Annotated in this window: 18 protein-coding genes and 1 riboswitch; of the genes, 11 read left to right on the top strand and 7 right to left on the bottom strand. The window is 47.9% G+C overall.

What is annotated here, in order from left to right; translation table 11 throughout:
• Nucleotides 1-32: 32 nt before the first annotated feature.
• The 3 genes from ViNHUV68_RS12785 to ViNHUV68_RS12775 all read right to left on the bottom strand — a co-directional run bounded on the left by ViNHUV68_RS12785 (nucleotide 33) and on the right by ViNHUV68_RS12775 (nucleotide 1766).
• Nucleotides 33-773, bottom strand: coding sequence for a DUF2796 domain-containing protein (locus ViNHUV68_RS12785; RefSeq protein WP_391088440.1), 741 nt, complete (start codon nucleotides 771-773; stop codon nucleotides 33-35).
• A 65-nt stretch (nucleotides 774-838) separates the two neighbouring features.
• The gene (locus ViNHUV68_RS12780; RefSeq protein WP_245609276.1) at nucleotides 839-1138 is read right to left on the bottom strand and encodes a DUF2607 family protein; all 300 of its coding nucleotides are present in this window, start codon (nucleotides 1136-1138) and stop codon (nucleotides 839-841) included.
• Nucleotides 1139-1214: 76 nt separating this feature from the next.
• Complete coding sequence (locus ViNHUV68_RS12775; protein ID WP_038175259.1) at nucleotides 1215-1766, bottom strand: YtfJ family protein; 552 nt, start codon at nucleotides 1764-1766, stop codon at nucleotides 1215-1217.
• 205 nt (nucleotides 1767-1971) lie between these two features.
• Here ViNHUV68_RS12775 and ViNHUV68_RS12770 point away from each other — a divergent pair, with 205 nt between their 5' ends.
• Complete coding sequence (locus tag ViNHUV68_RS12770; RefSeq protein ID WP_038175261.1) at nucleotides 1972-2172, top strand: DUF1107 domain-containing protein; 201 nt, start codon at nucleotides 1972-1974, stop codon at nucleotides 2170-2172.
• 46 nt (nucleotides 2173-2218) lie between these two features.
• Here the strand turns inward: ViNHUV68_RS12770 and msrA are convergent, their stop codons facing one another.
• A complete protein-coding gene (gene msrA / locus ViNHUV68_RS12765) occupies nucleotides 2219-2842 on the bottom strand; it encodes a peptide-methionine (S)-S-oxide reductase MsrA (protein ID WP_038175262.1) in 624 nt (207 codons plus the stop codon).
• Between the two features lie 116 nt (nucleotides 2843-2958).
• On the opposite strand from msrA, the gene ViNHUV68_RS12760 reads away from it, so the two are divergent.
• From ViNHUV68_RS12760 to ViNHUV68_RS12745, 4 genes are read left to right on the top strand one after another with little or no spacing between them, the layout of a single operon-like run.
• On the top strand, nucleotides 2959-4674 hold the full coding sequence (locus ViNHUV68_RS12760) for a BamA/TamA family outer membrane protein (protein WP_391088436.1): 1716 nt from the start codon (nucleotides 2959-2961) through the stop codon (nucleotides 4672-4674).
• Entirely contained in the window at nucleotides 4671-8441 is a 3771-nt protein-coding gene (locus ViNHUV68_RS12755) for a translocation/assembly module TamB domain-containing protein (RefSeq protein ID WP_391088434.1), read from the top strand. The genes ViNHUV68_RS12760 and ViNHUV68_RS12755 overlap by 4 nt, the downstream gene beginning before the upstream one ends.
• A gap of 22 nt (nucleotides 8442-8463) precedes the next feature.
• The gene (locus ViNHUV68_RS12750; protein ID WP_391088432.1) at nucleotides 8464-8811 is read left to right on the top strand and encodes a gamma-glutamylcyclotransferase; all 348 of its coding nucleotides are present in this window, start codon (nucleotides 8464-8466) and stop codon (nucleotides 8809-8811) included.
• A 57-nt stretch (nucleotides 8812-8868) separates the two neighbouring features.
• Nucleotides 8869-9228: a DUF2799 domain-containing protein gene (locus tag ViNHUV68_RS12745; RefSeq protein WP_038175266.1), complete on the top strand. Its 360-nt coding sequence runs from the start codon at nucleotides 8869-8871 to the stop codon at nucleotides 9226-9228.
• 129 nt (nucleotides 9229-9357) lie between these two features.
• Here ViNHUV68_RS12745 and fbp read toward each other — a convergent pair whose 3' ends face one another.
• Nucleotides 9358-10374: a class 1 fructose-bisphosphatase gene (gene fbp / locus ViNHUV68_RS12740; protein ID WP_038175267.1), complete on the bottom strand. Its 1017-nt coding sequence runs from the start codon at nucleotides 10372-10374 to the stop codon at nucleotides 9358-9360.
• Between the two features lie 312 nt (nucleotides 10375-10686).
• On the opposite strand from fbp, the gene mpl reads away from it, so the two are divergent.
• The 5 genes from mpl (at nucleotide 10687) to thiQ (ending at nucleotide 16219) form a co-directional block, all read left to right on the top strand.
• Nucleotides 10687-12039: a UDP-N-acetylmuramate:L-alanyl-gamma-D-glutamyl-meso-diaminopimelate ligase gene (mpl, locus tag ViNHUV68_RS12735; protein WP_391088430.1), complete on the top strand. Its 1353-nt coding sequence runs from the start codon at nucleotides 10687-10689 to the stop codon at nucleotides 12037-12039.
• Nucleotides 12040-12050: 11 nt separating this feature from the next.
• Nucleotides 12051-12680, top strand: a complete 630-nt coding sequence (locus ViNHUV68_RS12730) for a flavin prenyltransferase UbiX (RefSeq protein ID WP_038175269.1) — start codon at nucleotides 12051-12053, stop codon at nucleotides 12678-12680.
• Between the two features lie 59 nt (nucleotides 12681-12739).
• Nucleotides 12740-12861: riboswitch (TPP riboswitch) on the top strand.
• 48 nt (nucleotides 12862-12909) lie between these two features.
• Entirely contained in the window at nucleotides 12910-13917 is a 1008-nt protein-coding gene (gene thiB, locus ViNHUV68_RS12725) for a thiamine ABC transporter substrate binding subunit (protein WP_391088428.1), read from the top strand.
• Nucleotides 13918-13926: 9 nt separating this feature from the next.
• Nucleotides 13927-15531, top strand: a complete 1605-nt coding sequence (gene thiP, locus ViNHUV68_RS12720; RefSeq protein ID WP_391088427.1) for a thiamine/thiamine pyrophosphate ABC transporter permease ThiP — start codon at nucleotides 13927-13929, stop codon at nucleotides 15529-15531.
• A complete protein-coding gene (gene thiQ, locus ViNHUV68_RS12715; RefSeq protein ID WP_038175273.1) occupies nucleotides 15515-16219 on the top strand; it encodes a thiamine ABC transporter ATP-binding protein in 705 nt (234 codons plus the stop codon). Before thiP ends, thiQ begins: the two co-directional genes overlap by 17 nt.
• A gap of 147 nt (nucleotides 16220-16366) precedes the next feature.
• Here thiQ and yjgA read toward each other — a convergent pair whose 3' ends face one another.
• Nucleotides 16367-16894, bottom strand: a complete 528-nt coding sequence (yjgA, locus tag ViNHUV68_RS12710; RefSeq protein ID WP_038175274.1) for a ribosome biogenesis factor YjgA — start codon at nucleotides 16892-16894, stop codon at nucleotides 16367-16369.
• A gap of 109 nt (nucleotides 16895-17003) precedes the next feature.
• Here yjgA and pmbA point away from each other — a divergent pair, with 109 nt between their 5' ends.
• On the top strand, nucleotides 17004-18347 hold the full coding sequence (gene pmbA / locus ViNHUV68_RS12705; RefSeq protein WP_391088424.1) for a metalloprotease PmbA: 1344 nt from the start codon (nucleotides 17004-17006) through the stop codon (nucleotides 18345-18347).
• Nucleotides 18348-18419: 72 nt separating this feature from the next.
• On the opposite strand, the gene lysC is transcribed toward pmbA, so the two are convergent.
• Nucleotides 18420-19775 carry a lysine-sensitive aspartokinase 3 gene (gene lysC / locus ViNHUV68_RS12700; RefSeq protein WP_391088422.1) on the bottom strand — a complete coding sequence of 452 codons (1356 nt, stop codon included), beginning with the start codon at nucleotides 19773-19775 and terminating at the stop codon, nucleotides 18420-18422.
• Between the last annotated feature and the right edge of the window lie 81 nt (nucleotides 19776-19856).

The following is a 19856-nucleotide window of genomic DNA, read 5'->3' as shown; positions in this document are numbered from 1 at the left end:
GGTGGCTCAGCCAGACTGAGCCACGGTTGTCATTAGAATGAGATCGCTGTTTGATCTTGATGTAACTCGAGTGCAGCTTGTTTGGTATCCGTCAACAGGTTGACCTTGATTGATTCAGTGCTCGGAAACTGAGTAAACCACTGGGTCTCGATGTTGTTTAACGCCTTAATGTTGTCACACTGGTAGTGGTACTGGACGGTAAATTCACCGTGGCTTGATTTATGCTCGTCATGATGCTGATGTTGTTCATCATGTTTGTGATCGTCATGATTGTCGTGGTTGTCATGATTGTCATGGTTGTCGTGATTGTCGTGATGGTCGTGATTGTCGTGGTTGTCATGGTTGTCATGGTTGTCGTGATTGTCATGGTTGTCATGGTTGTCATGGTTGTCATGGTTGTCATGGTTGTCATGGTTGCCGTGATCGTCATGATGGTCGTGGTCATCCTCACCGAGCGTGTGAGTCACCGATTGGTCAATCAACTGACAGCCAGCACTGTCGGCCAGAACAAACACTTTGTCTGCTTGATTGAGAATCGTCACGGCTGCATTGAGTTGTTGTTGCTGCTGCTCCGTTTGCGCCGCATGCTCAAAGCCTACCACATCAGCACCTGGCGCCGTGATTTCAAATAATAAATCGGAGCCATCTTGAGCGATGTTAAATTCGACTTGCCCGTGAACGTGAGCATCGTGTTGGCGAAAGCCTTCTTCAGCGTGTGCGACAGCGCTGATAGCGAGAGTCATGCCAAGGGCAATGGGAGTAAGGTTTTTCATTGTCAGTCCTGATTAATAGTCGTGTTTAAAGCCACCTACAGCGGTGAGTTGGGTTGTGTTATTGCTTAACTATAATCAACCTTGGGTGGAGAGCGGGCATGGTAGGCCCAAATGCTGACGAGGAAGAAATGAAAGACTGGTGATGTTGCTCTGATACTGGTTAACGGTGTGATCGTTAACGTCGCCACGGCGGCACTTGCGCCATGTAATCCACAAGCAAAAAGCTGGCAGTCGTGCTGACTATGGTGTGTTGATGAGCGATCGTATTGATGATCGATATAAGCGAAGTTTAGCCATAGCAACATCACGATGGCCAGTAAGGCAACCGTGTGAGAGCGGGTAGGCTTTAGACTTGCTCGATTCACAACAACGACACTGATAAAAAATGGAATTGTTATACTATAACAATTCCATTTAAAAGGCGAAAGTTAAGCCGTTAGCCTAGATGTTTTGTTTGATTAAGCGAATGACTTGTTCGATCTCTTGGTCGCTTAATACCCCTTCTTTGACAAACAAAACCTGGCCTTGTTTGTCTTGCACAATGATCGCCGATGACTCTTCAGCGAGTTGCCAAGCTTTGGCCACGCGGCCTTCTTTATCTAGCACCATTGAAGACCAAGGAAACTCTTTTTTGCTGTCTTGGGCAGACGATTTCACAAATGAACCCGTTCCCCAAATCGCATCATCTTGATTGATGATGGTGGTGGTTTGATAACTCTGTTGCGGGAATTCTTCTGCGGTAATCGCGGTCATTAATGGCGCGTTCATCGCTTTAGCACTGCTGCGACCCGCAATGGCTTGGATAACCCGCACTTTTCCTAGCATGTCTTGACTCGACCAAGCTTGGAACTCGGTCTGGTCACCATTGAGTACGATTTCGCCATGACTGGCGATTTCAATACTAGCCACTGGTTGACCGATGGCGATGTTATGTGCAAAAGCAAAGCTTGGAGAGCATGCGATTACCAGAGCAAGTAAAGTTTTCGTTTTCATTATATTGTTCCTTTTATGTAAGCGAAAAAAGTATATACCTAAATTTTTATCGCGGGTAAAAATCGCTGTAATAGCGTGAGCATAGATCATTTTGTTAACAAAATGGTTCACATTGGAACGTCATCAGGTATAATCCTGACACGTTCTAAGGATAAGAGCGACGCGGCCTTTATCGGTCGTATCATAAAAGGATATTGGAGTTGCTATGCTGCGTAAATTTCCCAACTATCACCCACAACAGATTGCGCGATTTGTTAAAACTTTGTTTAAAGGTCAGTTCGCAATTGCAGGTGTCGGAGAGTTTGATTTTGATAATGGCAAGGTGTTGTTGCCCGATGTACGGGATCAACAAAAACTGATGACGTTTAAAGAGATCAATCAGGCAATAGAGTCGCTTTCTGCATAACCAAGTGATTGTTAGTCAAAAGTCGCCCGGAGGCGACTTTTTTCGTTTATGCGGGGAAGCAAACACCAGTTCCGCCTAAACCACAGTAGCCATCAGGGTTTTTGGCTAGATATTGTTGGTGATACTGCTCGGCGTAATAAAATGGACCAGCAGCCGTGATCTCTGTGGTGATATTGTCCGCTTGATCTCCGAGCAGAGCTTGATACGCAAGTTTCGACTGTTGCGCTTGCTGTTGTTGCTCATCGTTATAGACATAAATGGCTGAACGGTATTGTGTCCCTAAATCATTGCCTTGACGCATTCCCTGAGTCGGGTCATGCCTCTCCCAAAAAGTACGCAGTAGTTGCTCGAGGGTTATTTTCTTTGGGTCGAAGACAATACGTACCACTTCAGTGTGGCCTGTTTGCCCGCTGCACACCTCTTGATAACTTGGGTTGGGAGTATAGCCGCCCGCGTAACCAACACTGGTGCTGATCACTCCCTCCAATTGCCAGAACAGTCGTTCAGCGCCCCAAAAACAGCCCATACCGAGTAAGATTTTTTCGCAACCTTGCGCAGGTTCTGCGGTCAAACTGGATTGGTTAACGAAATGAACATCGTCGATCGCTATTGGCGTCTCACGGCCAGGTAGCGCATTTTGCGCCGAGATTAGGCTTTGTTTGTCGAGCATGATAAACATCCTTAATGAGTTTTTTTATAAAGACCGCCTAATTGACTGTTTTCATACAGACTTCTATTTGTACAGGCGTTATTATTCTTGTAAATGATGTAGACAGATAATTAAGCATGATCCGAAAGCCTTTACCAGTCCTAATCTCACTCCTTACGTTTGCGCCTGTCAGTTGGGCGCAAGGCGTTGATTTGGATATCAAAGGTATTGAAGGCGCCTTATTAGATAATGTTGATGCTTATTTGTCGGCGATTCCACCAGATGACTACGAAGTCAGTTTACGCTTTCAAGCGCGCTTAGAGCGTAATTTCACCGAGGCCCTTAACGCGCTAGGTTATTACCATCCCAAGTACGAGTTTGTTGTGTCAGACGATCAAACCCGAGTGACCGTCAATATTGACCCAGGTCCAGTGGTGTTAGTTGAGTTGGTTGATATTCAGATCAGCGGCGAAGCTAGCCATGATCCTGAATTTAGCGCCTTGATTGAAAACAGTGGGTTGAAACAAGGACAGCCTCTGGTGCATAGCCAGTATGACTCGTTGAAAAGTGCGATTCGTAATCTGGCACTGCGGCATGGTTATTTTGAAGGCAGCTATCAGCTTAGTCGTTTGGAAGTCGCCCCTGAACTTAATCAAGCCTTTGTTCGTCTTCACTTTGATAGCGGCATTCGTTACCACTTTGGTGAGAATGTTATCACGGGGAGCCAGATAAAAGAGGACAGAGTCGCATCGCTGGCGCCTTATCAATCCGGAGATCCTTATTTGGTGTCTCAGGTGGGGGAGTACAATCAGAACCTGTCGAATACCGATTGGTTCTCATCGGTGTTTGTCGAGCCAGACTTGAGCCAGCTTGGGCAAGGAAGAGAATTGCCAATGAAAGTTTCTTTGGCTCCGCAAGCACGTAATCAATTGGAAACGGGTCTCGGGTATTCGACCGATGTGGGTGTTCGTGGCACGCTGAAGTGGAAAAAACCGTGGGTTAATAGTCGTGGACACAGTTTTGACAGCAGTTTCTCTCTATCCGCGCCCGAGCAGACAGTGACCGCTGGCTATCGCATCCCGCTCGATGATGTCTTAAAACAGTACTACCGTATTCAGTATGGCATGAAGAATCTCGATAGCCGCGATACCAAAAGCTTGGAATCTAATCTTGCGTTAGAGCGTCATTGGGTGATGGACAGTGGCTGGCAGCGAACCCTGTTCGTGCGCTATTTGATTGAGAACTACCAACAAGGTATACAAGATGATAGCGGTCAGTTTGTGTTGCCTGGCATCTCTTTATCGCGTACGCGTATCCGTGGTGGTGCGATGCCGATGTGGGGCGATCGCCAAAGTGTCACGCTTGAGTATGGCGATCCTAGCCTGTTATCGGAAACGCGCGTGACTCGCTTGATAGGTGGCATGACTTGGATTCGTAGTATTGGCGACAATCATCGCGGCATTTTCCGTCTTGATGGCGGCGCAAACTTTGCTGAACAGTTTGACAAATTATCGCCTTCTTTGCGCTTTTTCGCTGGTGGCGATAATAATTTACGCGGCTATGGTTACGAGTCGATTTCGCCGAAAGATGTCAGTGGTGCATTAACCGGGGCGAAATATATGGCGACCAGTTCATTGGAATATCAGTATCGTGTTTACGGAAATTGGTGGGGCGCGCTATTTTATGATGTTGGCGATGCATTTAATGACCAACCAGAATTAAAACGCGGTACAGGGGGCGGGGTGCGCTGGGCATCACCTGTCGGTCCTATTCGTTTAGATTTTGCATGGGGATTGGATGCGGCGCCAGGCGATGAATTTCAAATCCACTTTACCTTAGGACCAGAGTTATGATTAAAGTGGTGATCAAGTGCTCGAAGTGGCTCTCACTCTCTGTTGTCAGCTTGTTGTTTATGCTGTTGCTGACACTAGCGATGCTACTGTTGACCAATCCCGGCTTGAACTTGATTGTTTGGGGAGCCGAAAAAGCCCTGCCACAGCTAAGTATTGAGTCGACTGACGGTGCGGTGTTGCCGCGCTTTACGCTCAACAAGGTACGCTTTGATGATCCTCAGTTGAATATTTCGACGCAAGCACGAACGCTGACATTGGCGATCAATCCCGCCTGTCTGACCGAGCCGGGAGTGTGTGTGGATGAACTGGCGATTGACGGTTTGAATTTTTCGATGCCGGAATTGCCGCCAAGCTCTGATCAAGCTCCACAGACGAGTGACCCCTCTTCATCATCTCGCGTGATTACTTCACCTATCCCGATCAGTGTTGCTCGCTTGGCGTTGAGCAATATCGAACTCGATATTCTTGGCCATCAGATTGGTTGGCGCTCGTTTACCACCGGTGCTTCGTTTCAAGGTAACCGCCTGCGAATCAATAAAATGGCACTGATCTCGCCTCGTGTCGCTTTAGCTGACAAGGAGAGTGTCGAAGCGCAGAGCACTGCTTCGAGCGCGACAAATGAGCCATCAGAGACTATCGAGCTGCCTGAGGTGGTTCTACCGCTGCAAATTGAATTGCTCGGTTTAGATATTCGTGATTTCAAGCTTGAACAAGCGACCCCCGTGATTGTCAATCATTTAGCCTTGGTGGCCAATGCCAAGCAATCTCAGATCAATGTCAAAAACTTAACTCTAGATATGCCGCAAGTGAATGCCCAGCTTGCCACCAATATTAAGCTTGCTGGTGACTACCCATTGACACTTAGCCTTAACGCCACGGTTAAAGAGCCGGTAGCCAAAGGACAAACGGTGGTTGTTAAAGCCAGTGGCAGTGTCGCCGATTTGGATGTGAAGGCAGTGTTTGATGGGTTAGCGACAGGCGATATTCATGCCCAGTTGCAACCGCTGCGTCGTGAGCTCCCTTTTGATGTCCAACTATCGGACGTTGACGTGCAATGGCCTCTCACTGGCCAAGGGGAGTATTTTGTTGCGCTAGACTCGCTGCAAAGCCGTGGATCTCTAGAGGGCTATACCTTAGCACTTAATAGTGAGATCAAAGGTCAAGCCTTACCTGATCTCTCTTTGTCACTCGAAGGCAAAGGGGATTTGTCGCACATTGAGCTAAGTCGGGTTGATATGGCGACCTTGGGGGGCAGCCTGACAGGGGATGTGATGGCCAACTGGCAAGCGCCAATCAATTGGGCGGCGAATCTAAACATCAGCCATATTCAGCCGGGTTTGCAATGGCCAGATGCGGAAGGCGATCTTAGTGGCTCTGTCTCTACTACTGGTCGTTTGACCAAGCAGGGCGGTTGGAATGTTGAGCTGCCTAAGTTGGATATTGATGGTTTACTGCGTGGCTATCCGCTCAATATTGAAGGGGCATTGAGTGCTGCCGACAATGCGGGCAACGGCGAGTTGATGGTCAAGACACCACGTTTGGTTTTGTCTCATGGGCCGAATAAAATTGAAGCGCAAGGCGAGCTTGGCCAAGTATGGCAGATGGACTTGGCGATCAATTTTCCTGAAATGATCAAAACGCTGCCTGATCTGCAAGGCAGAGCGCGTGGTAACGTCAAACTACGTGGTGCACTGCAAGCACCAGAGATTGGCCTTAATTTAGAGCTAGACGCGATTGATTGGCAGCAGCAAGCTCAGGTCGAGAAGGTGACATTGAATGGGCGTGTGACGCCACTCCCGACTCCTGAAGGACGTTTAGCGCTCAAAGTCACACAAGCACATTATCAAGATTATACGGTTGATGATCTCAGGTTAAATTTGAATGGCTCCCAGCAAGCGCATGATTTAATTCTTGATGTTAGCTCAAATATTGCTTCGACCCAGTTAACCCTTTCCGGCGCTCTTGACGATAAGCCCGAACTGGCTTGGCGTGGCGATTTAAAGCGGATGCAGTTGTCCTCGAAGCAGGGTGAGTGGCGTCTCGCTCAATCGACAGCCTTAGCTTTTGATATGGCGACTGAGCAAGTCTCGGTGGCGGCTCATTGTTGGCAGCAAGCGGGTTCAACCTTATGTCTAGATAAAGACATCAATGTCGGTCAAAGTGGCGAAGCAACGCTCTCTCTTGAGCACTTTAATTTTGATCAAATCGCGATGCTGATACCGAAGCAAACTGTGGTTGCAGGGCAAGTAAATGCGCAAGTAACCGCTAAGTGGGCACCAGACTTGCCGCCGTATATCAAGGCGGCGCTGCAACTACCGAAAGGTCAAGTGACCCAAGAGTTAGAGCAAGCGGTGAGTATCGGCTGGGAGTCAGTGGCGCTCAATGCCCTGCTCGACAACAACCAGTTACAGGCCGATTGGCTGTTTGATGTCACGGACAATGGTGATGTTTCTGGCAATGTCGCGATTGCCAATGTTTTAAGTCAAGACAAGCAACTCGATGGTCGCTTGCAACTGACGACCTTTAATCTTGATTTCCTCGCCCCACTCATTGGTGAGTTTAGTCAGCTCAAATCCAATATCTCGACAGACTTAGCGATTACTGGACCTGCTCTTCAACCTCAGGTTAAAGGGCGGTTTGTGGTCGATGACATTAAGCTTAAAGGGGAGATCTCTCCGGTTGAAATTGAGTCTGGTCGTGTGTTGCTTAACTTTGATGGCTATCAAGCCTCTTTGGCGGCGGCGCTGAATACACCCGACGGCCAGTTAGAGTTGTCCGGTGATGCTGACTGGCAAAATATGCAAGATTGGAGCACCAATGTGCGCGTTTACGCCCAAGAGCTGTTAGTCGACCTTCCGCCTATGGTTAAGATCAAAGTTCAGCCTGACATGACCATCTCTGCCACGCCAAATTATGCGCGAATTGATGGGGATATTGCACTGCCTTGGGGGCGTATCTTAGTTGAAGAGTTACCATCCAGTGCGGTGGGAGTATCGAAAGATCAGGTGATTTTGAATCAACAATTGGAACCAATCGATGAGCAGAGCTCTGTGCCTTTTGCGGTTGAAACCGATATCAATATCAAGATTGGTGATGACTTTAAATTGTCCGCCTTTGGACTAGAAGGCGGTTTAGTTGGTCAGCTTAACGTAGCTCAAAAAGACAAAGGGTCATTTGTCACTGGTGAAATCAATATTACCGACGGCTCTTATCGCTCATTTGGCCAAGATTTGCTGATCAATGAGGGCAAAATTCTAATGAATGGTCCGGTCGATCAACCTTATGTTCAGATCTCCGCGATACGTAATCCGGAAAATACGCGAGACGATGTTACCGCTGGGGTCAAAGTGAGCGGGCCAGCCAGTGAACCGACGGTGACGATTTTCTCTGAACCGGCGATGCCTCAAGCTAACGCTTTGTCTTATTTACTGCGTGGGCAAGACATTGATGGTGAAACGGGCGGCAATGCCATGACCACGACCTTAATCGGCCTTAGTTTAGCGAAAAGTGGTCGCGTGGTGGGCGAAATCGGTGAAGCTTTTGGTGTCCAAGATCTTCAACTTGATACTGCGGGTTCAGGTGATGATTCGCAAGTGACGGTAAGCGGCTATATTTTACCAGGGCTACAAGTGAAATATGGCGTGGGAATATTTGATTCAGTCGGTGAGTTTACGGTGCGCTATCGTTTGATGCAGGATCTCTATTTAGAAGCGATGTCCGGAGTCGACAGCGCGGTAGATGTGCTATACCAGTTTGAGTTTGATTAGGAACATAAAAGGCAGGGTAGGGATGCAACATTTAGTTTTTGTTTATGGCACGTTACGCCATGGGGAAGCTAACCATCATCTGATGGCCCAAGCACAATGGCTTGGCACACACATGACGCCACCTATTTACAGTTTATATGATCTTGGCCCGTATCCAGCCGTAACAGAAGGACGTAGTACCATTGTTGGTGAAGTTTATCTGATTGATGAGGCGACACTTGAGCAGCTTGATTTGCTCGAAGATGTCCCCGTGACTTATCGACGAGAGCAAATTGACACACCATTTGGACTGGCTTGGATCTATTTTTACCAAGATGCCAGTCACCTGGACGTGTTGATTGCTTCTGGAGATTGGTGTCAAAAGGTATAGGTAGTTGTTCATTCATCACTTTGGTTAGTCGGCCAATCAACGATGAAGGAGAGAGCGATGAAAACGAAATTACTATTAATGACATTATTACTGGCAGGTTGTAGTACTCAGCCACCCCCAATGTCGAATGCTGCACAAGACTGGATCGATTACGGACAGCTGCGCGCTGAAAATGGCTGGCTGAAGCAGTCACAAAGTAAACTGACCAAGCTCGACAGTGATGGTTATCTCACCCCAGAGCTCTATATGGCTTATGAGAATGGTTACGAGCAGGGCAGAGCGACATATTGCGCTCAAAATGCTTACATGCTCGGTGTCACGGGTAAACCTTACCAAGGTATCTGCGACAAGCTCGATCCTTTCTTTCAACAAGATTACATGTCAGGGCGCAGCTCGACAGCGGGTTCAAGGCTTTAACTGACTAACAGTTTTAACCGGCTAACAAACTTTTAACCAGCTAACAAACTTAAGCGGATAAAAGAGTCAGCACACAAAAAAAGAGTCGACCTTGGTCGACTCTTTTACTTTTGGAACTGGCTTGGCAGATTATGATGGTTCGCGATTTTGCTCTAAAAATAGCTCTACTTTTTTAACCATATCTTTTGAGCCAACAAAGAAAGGAACACGTTGGTGCAGCTCCGTCGGTTTGATGTCCATGATGCGGTTAACACCATCAGAAGCCACGCCGCCAGCTTGTTCAATAATGTAAGCCATCGGGTTGCACTCATACAGCAAGCGCAGCTTACCGTTCGGGTGGCTTTGCGTACTTGGGTAAAGGTAAATACCGCCTTTAAGCAGGTTGCGATGGAAGTCTGCAACCAGTGAACCAATATAACGAGAGGTGTAAGGGCGATTGTCGCTTGGCGCACTTTCCTGGCAGTATTTAATGTATTTTTTTACACCAAGTGGGAAGCGAATATAGTTACCTTCATTGATTGAGTAGATGCTGCCCTGTTGTGGGATCATCATGTTCTCGTGTGAAAGGCAGAAGGTACCTAGCGATGGATCGTAAGTGAAGCCGTTGACGCCATTACCTGTGGTGTAAACCAACATGGTGGAGGAGCCGTAGATCACGTAACCCGCCGCGACTTGTTTGTGGCCTGGTTGGAGGAAATCCTCTTGTGTTGGTGGAGTACCAATCGGTGACACTCGGCGGTAGATAGAAAAAATCGTACCAACAGAAACGTTCACATCAATGTTAGACGAGCCATCAAGTGGATCCATCAACACCACGTATTTGGCATTTTTGTTCAGTTCTTTGTTAAACGCTACTGCCTCATCTTCTTCTTCACTGGCCACACCACACACTTGATCGCGTGCTTCTAAAGCGGCTTTGAATTTATCGTTAGCGTAGACATCAAGTTTCTGTTGATCTTCGCCTTGTACGTTCGCCGTACCGACAGCGCCAGTAATGTCACCAAGACCAGCCGCGTTGATTTCACGGTTAACAATCTTAGCAGCAAGACGGATTGAAGAGAGTAGGGATGATAGATCACCGCTAGCGTGGGGGAAGTCCGCTTGTTTTTCAACAATGAACTCGCCAAGGGTGCGCATTCCAGACATGGATTTTTCCTTTAAAAAAAGTCGCTCAATGATAGGGGGATTGGGTGGACAGATCTCTGCGGATCGTGAATGACTACCCAAGCCTAAGTGTAAAAGTAAGATCTTTTTATTGGTAATGAACTAACTGTTTGAGATCTCAATTTATTTGTCGACTAAAGAACAACTTACATTTTGTTTGCCTAGTAGTGACTTGTGGCTGAAGAGTAACCAAGTGATTTGACTATCATGATAATCGATAGTCAAAGTAGTTCGCTTTTTAGCGCTTTGCCGCCATAATGAGCGGATTATTTTTCGCCTAAAACAGGGTCGGTTATGCATATTCATATCTTGGGGATTTGCGGCACATTTATGGGTGGCGCAGCGGTGTTAGCTCGTCAACTGGGGCATAAAGTGACGGGTAGTGATGCCAACGTTTATCCGCCGATGAGCACACTACTAGAGTCACAAGGTATTGAAATAATAGAAGGCTTTGATCCTTCACAGCTTGATCCTGCGCCTGACCTAGTGGTGATCGGTAATGCCATGAGCCGCGGTAATCCGTGCGTAGAGCATGTGCTTAATACCAATTTGCGCTATACCTCAGGCCCACAGTGGCTGCAGGAGTTTTTACTCCATGATCGTTGGGTGCTTGCCGTATCAGGGACACATGGTAAAACCACCACATCAAGTATGCTGGCGTGGATCCTCGAGGCGTGTGGTTATCAACCTGGATTTCTTGTTGGTGGCGTGTTGGGTAACTTCGGAGTCTCGGCACGTTTGGGCGAGAGTATGTTTTTTGTGGTCGAAGCCGATGAATATGACAGCGCTTTTTTCGATAAGCGTTCTAAGTTTGTTCATTATCACCCTCGTACCTTGGTGATGAATAATCTTGAGTTCGATCATGCCGATATTTTTGATGATCTTGAAGCCATTAAGCGTCAGTTCCATCATTTAGTTCGCACTGTACCAAGTAATGGTCGTATTCTCGCTCCCAAGCAAGATCAGGCGCTTAGCGATGTTTTAGCTCGTGGTTGCTGGAGCGAAACCGAATTCAGTGGTTTAGGCGGTGATTGGCAGGCTGAAAAGCTTGAGCGTGATGGATCTAAATTTGATGTTTTGTTCCAGGGCAAAAAAGTGGGTCAAGTCGGTTGGGATTTAGTCGGCGATCACAATGTCGATAATGCTTTGATGGCGATTGCAGCGGCGCGCCATGTTGGCGTTACCCCCGACCTCGCCTGTCAATCGCTGGCAAGCTTTATTAATACCAAGCGCCGACTAGAGTTAAAAGGGCAGGTTAACGGTGTGACCGTTTATGATGATTTTGCTCATCACCCCACTGCGATTGAACTGACTTTAGGTGGTTTACGTAACAAGGTCGGCAAGGATAAAATTATCGCGGTACTTGAACCGCGCAGTGCAACCATGAAACGTGGTGTGCACAAAGATACGTTAGCCGCGTCATTGGCCAAAGCTGATCGCGTGTTTCTCTATCAACCGAATAATATCGATTGGTCTGTTGCCGATGTTGCTGAGCAGTGTTATCAACCCGCCCAAGTTGCGCATGACATTGATCAACTGGTGGCCGACATTGTTGCCAGTGCGCAACCGGGTGATAAAGTGTTGGTGATGAGTAATGGCGGCTTCGAAGGTATTCACAGCAAATTATTGGCGAAACTCGCCAACTGAACCGAGTAACTATGAGTAACAACAAACCTAAAGCCATCACCTTAGCTTTTACTGGCGCATCCGGCGCTCCTTACGGTCTGCGTTTGCTAGAGTGTTTGCTCGCCGCCGATTATCAAGTTTATCTGCTGATTTCTTCAGCCGCGCGCGTGGTGTTGGCGACTGAGCAAGAGCTAAAGTTGCCAGCTAACCCACAAGCTGCGCAGCAAGCGCTAGTAAAACAGCTTAATTGCGCGCCAGACAAACTGGTGGTGTGTGGTAAAGATGATTGGTTCTCTCCGGTTGCCTCGGGCTCGGCGGCACCAAAGCAGATGGTGGTTTGTCCTTGTTCGGCAGGCAGTGTCGCTGCGATTGCTCACGGTATGTCGGACAACCTTATTGAGCGTGCCGCCGATGTGGTGATCAAAGAGCGTGGCCAGCTGCTGTTGGTCGTACGTGAGACACCATTTTCAACCCTCCACCTCGAGAATATGCATAAGCTGTCGCAGCTTGGCGTCACTATTATGCCAGCTGCGCCAGGTTTTTATCATCAGCCAACGTCGATTGACGATTTAGTTGACTTTATGGTGGCGCGCATTCTCGATCACTTGGGTATTGAGCAAGGGCTCGTTCCACGTTGGGGCTATGATCCCCGTCATATTTAAAGCTGCACCTCCAACTATTAGGGGATGGCTATTGAGTCTGATAACTATTACAATCTGAGCGTAACTCATCGGGGAGCTACCGAGTCAATCTTTATTGGCTGGTGGCTGAGATCAGGCTTTGCTTGGGACCCGTGTACCTGAACCAGATAATGCTGGCGTAGGAATTGAGTATGGACACCAAGTTACTGTCCCTCAAGCCTGTGCCGCTCACACAAGGAGAGCGCGAGCAGTGAACTACACTCTAACCCCTATTTCTATCAGCAGCCTTGCCGTTGCATTGATCACCTCTTTTTCCGCCCAAGCGGCGAATGACACCTTAACGGTGTACACCTATGACTCGTTTGCCGCAGAGTGGGGCCCAGGTCCGACGATTGAAAAAGCGTTTGAAGCGCAATGTGGTTGTGACGTTAACTTTGTCGCGCTCGATGATGGCGTCTCGATTCTTAATCGTTTACGTTTGGAAGGCAGTAACAGTAAAGCCGATATCGTGTTGGGCCTAGATAACAACCTGATGGCAGAAGCGAAACAAACCGGGCTACTAACGACACATACCGTCGATACCAGTACGGTGACGCTGCCTAATGGGTGGGATGACCAAACGTTCGTACCTTACGACTTTGGCTATTTTGCTTTTGTATACAACAAAGAGAAACTGGCTAACCCACCAACCAGCCTTAAACAGTTGATTGAGTCTCGTGACGATTTGAAAGTGATCTACCAAGATCCGCGCACCTCAACGCCTGGACAAGGGCTTATGTTGTGGATTAAATCGGTTTACGGTGAGGCCGCGCCGCAAGCTTGGCAAGAGTTAGCCAACAAGACGGTGACTGTCACCAAAGGTTGGTCAGAAGCCTACTCAATGTTCCTTGCTGGTGAGTCGGATTTGGTTTTGTCTTACACCACATCGCCCGCTTATCATTTGATTGCAGAGAATGACGCAAAGTTTGCAGCGGCTAACTTTGCCGAAGGTCACTACACTCAGGTAGAGGTCGCGGCCAAGGTGAAAAGTACTCAAAATGACAAACTGGCCGATCAGTTTATGGCGTTTATTCTCAGTGATGCCTTCCAATCGGCGATGCCAACTGGCAACTGGATGTACCCTGTTACCGACGTTAAATTGCCACAAGGATTTGATACTCTGACTGTGCCTAGCAAATCACTTGCTTTCTCGGCGGATGAGGTGGCGCAAAACCGCAAAGCTTGGATTCGCGAATGGCAAAACGCACTGACTTTCTAAAGGTGTCTTTTGTATACCATTCCTAAAGTCGGTTTATGGGTCGCGATGATTATCGCGGCCTTTGTTGTATCCGCATTCGCTGCTCTACTAATACAAGCGCCAACGCTTGATGTGATGAGTGTCTGGAACGATCCCTATTACCGCCACGTCACCAAGTTTAGTTTCTACCAATCTTTTGTTTCGACACTACTTAGCGTAGGGCTCGCGATTCCCGTTGCTCACGCACTGTCGAGGCGAGCGTTTTTCGGCAAGTCACTGCTGCTTAAACTGTTTGCGACTACGTTAGTGCTGCCAGTGTTGGTCGGTGTTTTTGGTCTGCTGGCTATTTATGGTAACAGTGGCTTGCTCGCTTCATGGCTGAATAGCCTCGACATAGCGCTGCCATTTTCTATCTACGGCCTCAACGGTATTTTGCTCGCGCATGTTTTTTTTAACTTGCCGTATGCGACGCGACTGTTACTGCAAGCCTTAGATACGATTCCCCTTGAACAACATAAGTTGTGCGCGCACCTTGGCATGAGCGCGTGGCAAAAATTCCGTTGGGTAGAGTGGCCGAGACTGCGTCAGCAGCTTCCGCATGTTTGTGGCTTGGTGTTTATGTTGTGTTTCACCAGTTTTGCCACCGTAATGGCATTAGGCGGCGGCCCCAAATCGACCACGATAGAGCTGGCCATTTATCAAGCGATTAAGTTTGATTTTGATCTCCAAACAGGGGCGTTATTGGCGCTGTGGCAAATGCTGTTGTGCGCGATCATGGCGTTAACGATTCAGCGCTTAGCCAAACCGATGGCGACAGCGGTGGGCTCGCAAGCAAAGAACATCCGGTTAGTGAGAGACAGTGGCTACATGAAATGCTGGGACTGGAGCTGGATCGGTTTGGCGATGTTATTGGTGTTACCCCCGCTATTGATGGTGGTACTCAGTGGTTTCAATAGCAAAGCGCTGACCGTGTTTGTGGACAGTCGTTTTTGGTCGGCATTACTGGCTTCATTGAAAGTGGCGACGTTGGCTAGTGTGATTGCGGTCGTCAGTGGTTATGCGATTTTGTTAACCAGTCGCCGTTTAAGACTCAATCGACGGCATAAAAGTGCTGATCATATTGAGTTAATGGCAACGATCATATTGGTTACGCCAGGGTTGGTGGTCTCTACTGGGCTCTTTTTGCTGCTGCGCACGGTAACCGATGTGTTCAGTCTAGCGTTTGTTGTGGTCGTTGCGGTCAATGCGTTAATGGGCTTGCCATATGTGATAAAAACCCTTGCTCAACCTATGTTACATATAGAGCAACATTATCAGTACTTATGCGCGAGTTTAGGCCTTAAAGGTTGGCAGCGTTTTAAAGTGGTTGAGTGGCGAGCATTGAAAAAGCCGTTTGCCCATGCCTTTGCTATCAGCTTTATGTTGGCGATTGGCGACCTGAGTGCGATTGCACTGTTTGGCAGCCAAGAGTTCCGAACTCTGCCACTGTATCTGTTTCAACTGCTTGGCAGTTATCAGATGGAAGCTGCCGCAGTGGTATCGCTAACCCTGTTACTGCTCAGCGTCGGTTGTTTTTCGCTACTCGAAGTGTTGTTTAACGCCAACGATAAGGTCAAGTATGTTAAGTCTCAATAAGGTCGATTATTATTATCATGATGAGCTATTCCATTTTGATGTCACCATCGCCCAAGGTTCGATTGTTGCTCTGATGGGGCCTAGTGGTGCCGGTAAATCCACCTTACTGGCGCTAGTGGCAGGCTTTATTGAGCCGAGTAAAGGGCAAATTATGGTCGATGGGGTCAATCTTGTTGGCCGAGCGCCGCACCAAAGGCCATTTGCGATGTTGTTTCAAGAGCATAATCTGTTTGCTCACTTAACGGTGCAGCAGAACATCGCTTTAGGCTTGCACCCTGGGCTTAAGCTGACGCCTCAGCAGCAGCAACAAGTGGTTCAAGCGGCGCAACAAGTCGGAGTCGATGCTTACCTTGATCGTCTCCCTGAACAGCTCTCAGGCGGCCAGCGTCAACGAGTCGCATTGGCGCGCTGTTTTGTTCAGCCGCATCCAATTTGGCTACTGGACGAGCCCTTTTCTGCCCTTGATCCTATTTTACGCGAAGAGATGCTCGCATTGGTGAGCAAGCTGGCTGATGAACGACACATTACAGTGTTGATGGTGACGCACCATATTAGTGATGCCAGATCGATCGCGAGTGACTTTATTTTTGTGGCCGACGGAAAAGTGGCCGCGAATGGACCTGTCACTCAGCTTACGACGCAGCATTGCCACCCTGCATTGAGCGAATTTGTTCGTGCCAGCGATTAAAAAAGTCAGGCGTCTGAGTATCACGCTGTTGTGCTGGAGTGGTGAGGTGGGTAACGAAAAGGGTTGACGCATGCACGTCAACCCTTAAATCTAATCGCTAATCGCTAATCGCTAATCGCTAATCGCTAATCGCTAATCGCTAATCGCTTAACTCTCTTCTTCATTGAGCGCTTTAAGCACTTGGAAGATTTCACGATATGCTTTAGCTGGCTTACCGGCTTGTTTCTCTTTGTTGGCTTGGCGAGCCAATTGACGTAATCGCTGACGATCCGCACTTGGATAAAGCTCGGTTGCCTCTGAGATCGCTTCATCGCCTTTTTCCACAATACGGTCACGCAGCTGCTCAAGTTTGTGTAACTCTGCTGTTGCCTGTGAGTGTTTGTTGCGGACTTTATCTAGCGCTGCTTGCAGTGGTTCGATATCTTCAAAACGCATTAACTTACCAATGTATTGCAACTGACGACGACGTGCTTCGTTCTTGAAGCGTTGGGCGTCTTTTATTGCATCGGCTAGGTCTTCACTCAAAGGAAATTTTTCTAGAGCCGACGGTCTAAGTTCAACCAGCTCTTCACCAAGCTTTTGTAGCTCTTCCATGTCGCGTTTCATTTCGGTTTTGCTGACCCAAATGATCTCTTCTTCTTCTTCCCATGGCGCTTTTTGGTTTTTACGTGCCATCTTTCTACCCTAATATGACCATCTATTTCTCTATTTTAACAAGAATCGTGGGGAGAAAGCGAAATTCTTGTTATCCTAATGGCAATTGATCTTAAGAAATGAAGTAGATATGGACGTAAGAGAGCAAGTTGCTCAACAGCGCGTTGAGCTAGAAGCTGCAGTAGCAAAGGCATTGGAGATGGCAGCAGCGAATTCTGATGCGGCTGAAGTGGCGATCAGTAAAACCACAGGCTTGAGTGTTTCTACCCGTATGTGTGAGGTGGAAAACGTCGAATTTAATAGCGATGGTGCTCTTGGCATCACGGTTTATCGTAACCAACGCAAAGGCAGCGCGTCGACTTCTGACTTAAGTGAAAAAGCCATTGAACAGACGGTGCGAGCGGCGCTTGATATCGCTCAGTTCACCTCTGAAGATCCTTTTGCTGGTCCTGCTGCGAAAGAGTTGATGGTCAAAGATATTCCTGAACTTGACTTGTTTCACCCAGACACGCCGGATCCAGACAGTGCTGCTGAGGTGGCGATTGCTGCCGAACAACAAGCCTTGTCATTTAGCGATAAAATCAAACAAAGCGATGGCGCGAGTTACGATAGCCACTACGGTTTGAGAGTATATGGCAACAGTCACGGTTTGCTCGCCAGTTATGCGTCTAGCCGCCATAGCACCAGTTGCAGTGTCATTGGCCAAGGCCGCAATGGGGAAATGGAACGCGACTACAGTTACACGGTTGCACGTCATAAAGATGATCTTTGGACTCCTCAAATGGTCGGCCAGAAAGCCGCTGAAAAAACCGTCAGTCGTTTGGATGCGCAAAAGCTCAAAACCGGTCACTATCCAGTGATGTTTGCAGCGGATGTGGCAACGGGATTGTTGGGGCATTTAGTGATGGCGATCAGCGGCGGCAACTTGTACCGTAAATCGTCGTTTTTACTTGATCAATTGGGGCAACAAGTACTGCCTGAATGGTTTAACGTATCGGAAAAGCCACACATACTGCGCGGTTTGGCATCGAGCCCATTCGATAGTGAAGGGGTGTTCACTCAAGATAGAGAGATCATTACAGATGGTGTGCTCGCCACGTACCTACTAACGAGCTACGCCGCGCGTAAAATGGACATGACACCAACCGGTCACGCGGGCGGGATTCACAACTGGTTTGTTAACTCGACTGGGCAGAATTTCGAACAGATGCTCAACGAATTAGGTACCGGTTTATTGGTTACTGAAGTGATGGGGCAAGGTGTTAACATTGTTACCGGTGATTACTCTCGTGGCGCCGCTGGCTTCTGGGTTGAAAATGGTCAAATTCAGTATCCAGTGTCTGAAATTACCATCGCGAGTAATTTAAAACAGATGTTCAATCAAATTGTCGCTGTGGGCAACGATGTTGAAACGCGGTCTCAAATTCAGACTGGTTCTATTTTGCTTGAGCGGATGAAAGTGGCCGGTGAATAGCCACGGTCATCGATAAAAAAGGTTGGCGCGGGCCAACCTTTTTTGTTTGTCTTGATTGTTACTCGATGATTGTTACTCGGCTTCAAATAGCTCGGCATGCAGCTTTTGGATCGCTGACTTGGAAACAGACTCATTGACCAAAAAACACAGATTGTGCGGGCTCGCACCGTAACAGATCATACGTAGATTGAAGTCTTCTAGTGTACCAAAGACTTGTTTTGCATAGCCTTTGCTTTCACTCATGTTATTCCCAATCAGTGCCACTAAACATAAGTTATGTTCAACCTCAACACTGCACAGCTCTTCGAGCTCGAGTTTGGCCGCTGGTGGTAATTGCGGAGCGCCGCCAGAGGTGCCAGTTTGATCTAAAGTCAGTGAGACACTGATCTCTGAGGTAGTAATCAAATCGACCGAGACTTTATGTTTAGCCAAAATTTCAAACACTTTGGCGAGAAAACCATATGCATGGAACATTTTCGCACTGCGCAGCGTGACCATGGTTTGATTGCAACGTAATGCCAAGGCTCGAAACAGAGGTGAACTTTCGACTTGGTGACGAATCCACGTTCCGCCTTTTTCTGGCTCTTTCGATGAACCCACAAAGACCGGAATGTCATGGCGTAGTGCTGGGACCAAGGTCGATGGATGCAGAATTTTAGCGCCGAAGTTGGCCATTTCAGAAGCTTCACTAAAGCTGATTTCTGGAATCGGTGAGGCTTTAGCGGCAATCCGTGGATCGGTGGTGTAAATCCCCGGAACATCAGTCCAAATCTCTAGACCTGCCGCCGCAACCGCTTCGGCAATCAAAGCTGCACTATAATCACTGCCACCGCGACCAAGGGTTGTGGTGTTGCCTTGGTCATCTGAGCCAATGAACCCTTGAGTGACGACAACGTGTTCTTGGCAAACAGGAACCAAAGCGGTTTTGGCTAGCTCACCGATACGCTCGAGGTTGGGCTCTGCTTTACCAAAATTATCATCGGTGCGCATGATATCGCGGATATCGAAACGTACCGCGTTAATGCCACGCTCTTTCATTAACTGCGTCAGTAAGTGAGTCGACATTAATTCACCACATGCTACTAGGTGATCAGTCAGTTTGTTGCTTGACTGAATTGACGCCGCTTCAGCCAGGCTGGTCACGGTATCAAGAATGGCATACACCTCACTCGCTGCTTGAGTTGGCTCATTAAGCTGATTGAGTACCGCATCGTGAATGTGGGCGAGTTGGGCCAATAATTCACTACGACGACTGTGATCTTGCACCCCATTGGCGAGCTCAACTAAGAGATTTGTCACGCCGGAGCACGCACTACTGACGACCAGTTTGGTGTTCGGGTTATTTTCGATAATTGCAGCACAGCGGCTCATTGCTTCAAAGTTTGCAACGCTTGTTCCACCAAATTTAGCTACATTAAAACTGCTCACAGCGTATCTCCCACGACTTCCTGAAATAAAAAATTTGGTCATTAGACCAACATCCAATGTTTTTACTTTGATGAAGAGAGT

This window comes from Vibrio sp. NH-UV-68, from assembly GCF_042940635.1.
In the GTDB taxonomy this organism is placed as follows: domain Bacteria; phylum Pseudomonadota; class Gammaproteobacteria; order Enterobacterales; family Vibrionaceae; genus Vibrio; species Vibrio pacinii.
The sequence above is the reverse complement of the archived record's forward strand: the minus strand, read 5'-3'. Positions and strand labels throughout refer to the sequence as shown.

What these genes read in the sequence shown, in the direction of transcription:
- fbp (WP_038175267.1), bottom strand. Translation starts at nt 10,374, where the DNA reads ATGTCTGGAATGCGCACCCTTGGCGAGTTCATTGTTGAAAAACAAGCG.
- ViNHUV68_RS12770 (WP_038175261.1), top strand. Translation starts at nt 1,972, where the DNA reads ATGCTGCGTAAATTTCCCAACTATCACCCACAACAGATTGCGCGATTT.
- ViNHUV68_RS12775 (WP_038175259.1), bottom strand. Translation starts at nt 1,766, where the DNA reads ATGAAAACGAAAACTTTACTTGCTCTGGTAATCGCATGCTCTCCAAGC.
- ViNHUV68_RS12750 (WP_391088432.1), top strand. Translation starts at nt 8,464, where the DNA reads ATGCAACATTTAGTTTTTGTTTATGGCACGTTACGCCATGGGGAAGCT.
- ViNHUV68_RS12745 (WP_038175266.1), top strand. Translation starts at nt 8,869, where the DNA reads ATGAAAACGAAATTACTATTAATGACATTATTACTGGCAGGTTGTAGT.
- yjgA (WP_038175274.1), bottom strand. Translation starts at nt 16,894, where the DNA reads ATGGCACGTAAAAACCAAAAAGCGCCATGGGAAGAAGAAGAAGAGATC.
- pmbA (WP_391088424.1), top strand. Translation starts at nt 17,004, where the DNA reads ATGGACGTAAGAGAGCAAGTTGCTCAACAGCGCGTTGAGCTAGAAGCT.
- ViNHUV68_RS12730 (WP_038175269.1), top strand. Translation starts at nt 12,051, where the DNA reads ATGAGTAACAACAAACCTAAAGCCATCACCTTAGCTTTTACTGGCGCA.
- ViNHUV68_RS12760 (WP_391088436.1), top strand. Translation starts at nt 2,959, where the DNA reads ATGATCCGAAAGCCTTTACCAGTCCTAATCTCACTCCTTACGTTTGCG.
- msrA (WP_038175262.1), bottom strand. Translation starts at nt 2,842, where the DNA reads ATGCTCGACAAACAAAGCCTAATCTCGGCGCAAAATGCGCTACCTGGC.
- ViNHUV68_RS12755 (WP_391088434.1), top strand. Translation starts at nt 4,671, where the DNA reads ATGATTAAAGTGGTGATCAAGTGCTCGAAGTGGCTCTCACTCTCTGTT.
- thiQ (WP_038175273.1), top strand. Translation starts at nt 15,515, where the DNA reads ATGTTAAGTCTCAATAAGGTCGATTATTATTATCATGATGAGCTATTC.
- mpl (WP_391088430.1), top strand. Translation starts at nt 10,687, where the DNA reads ATGCATATTCATATCTTGGGGATTTGCGGCACATTTATGGGTGGCGCA.
- ViNHUV68_RS12785 (WP_391088440.1), bottom strand. Translation starts at nt 773, where the DNA reads ATGAAAAACCTTACTCCCATTGCCCTTGGCATGACTCTCGCTATCAGC.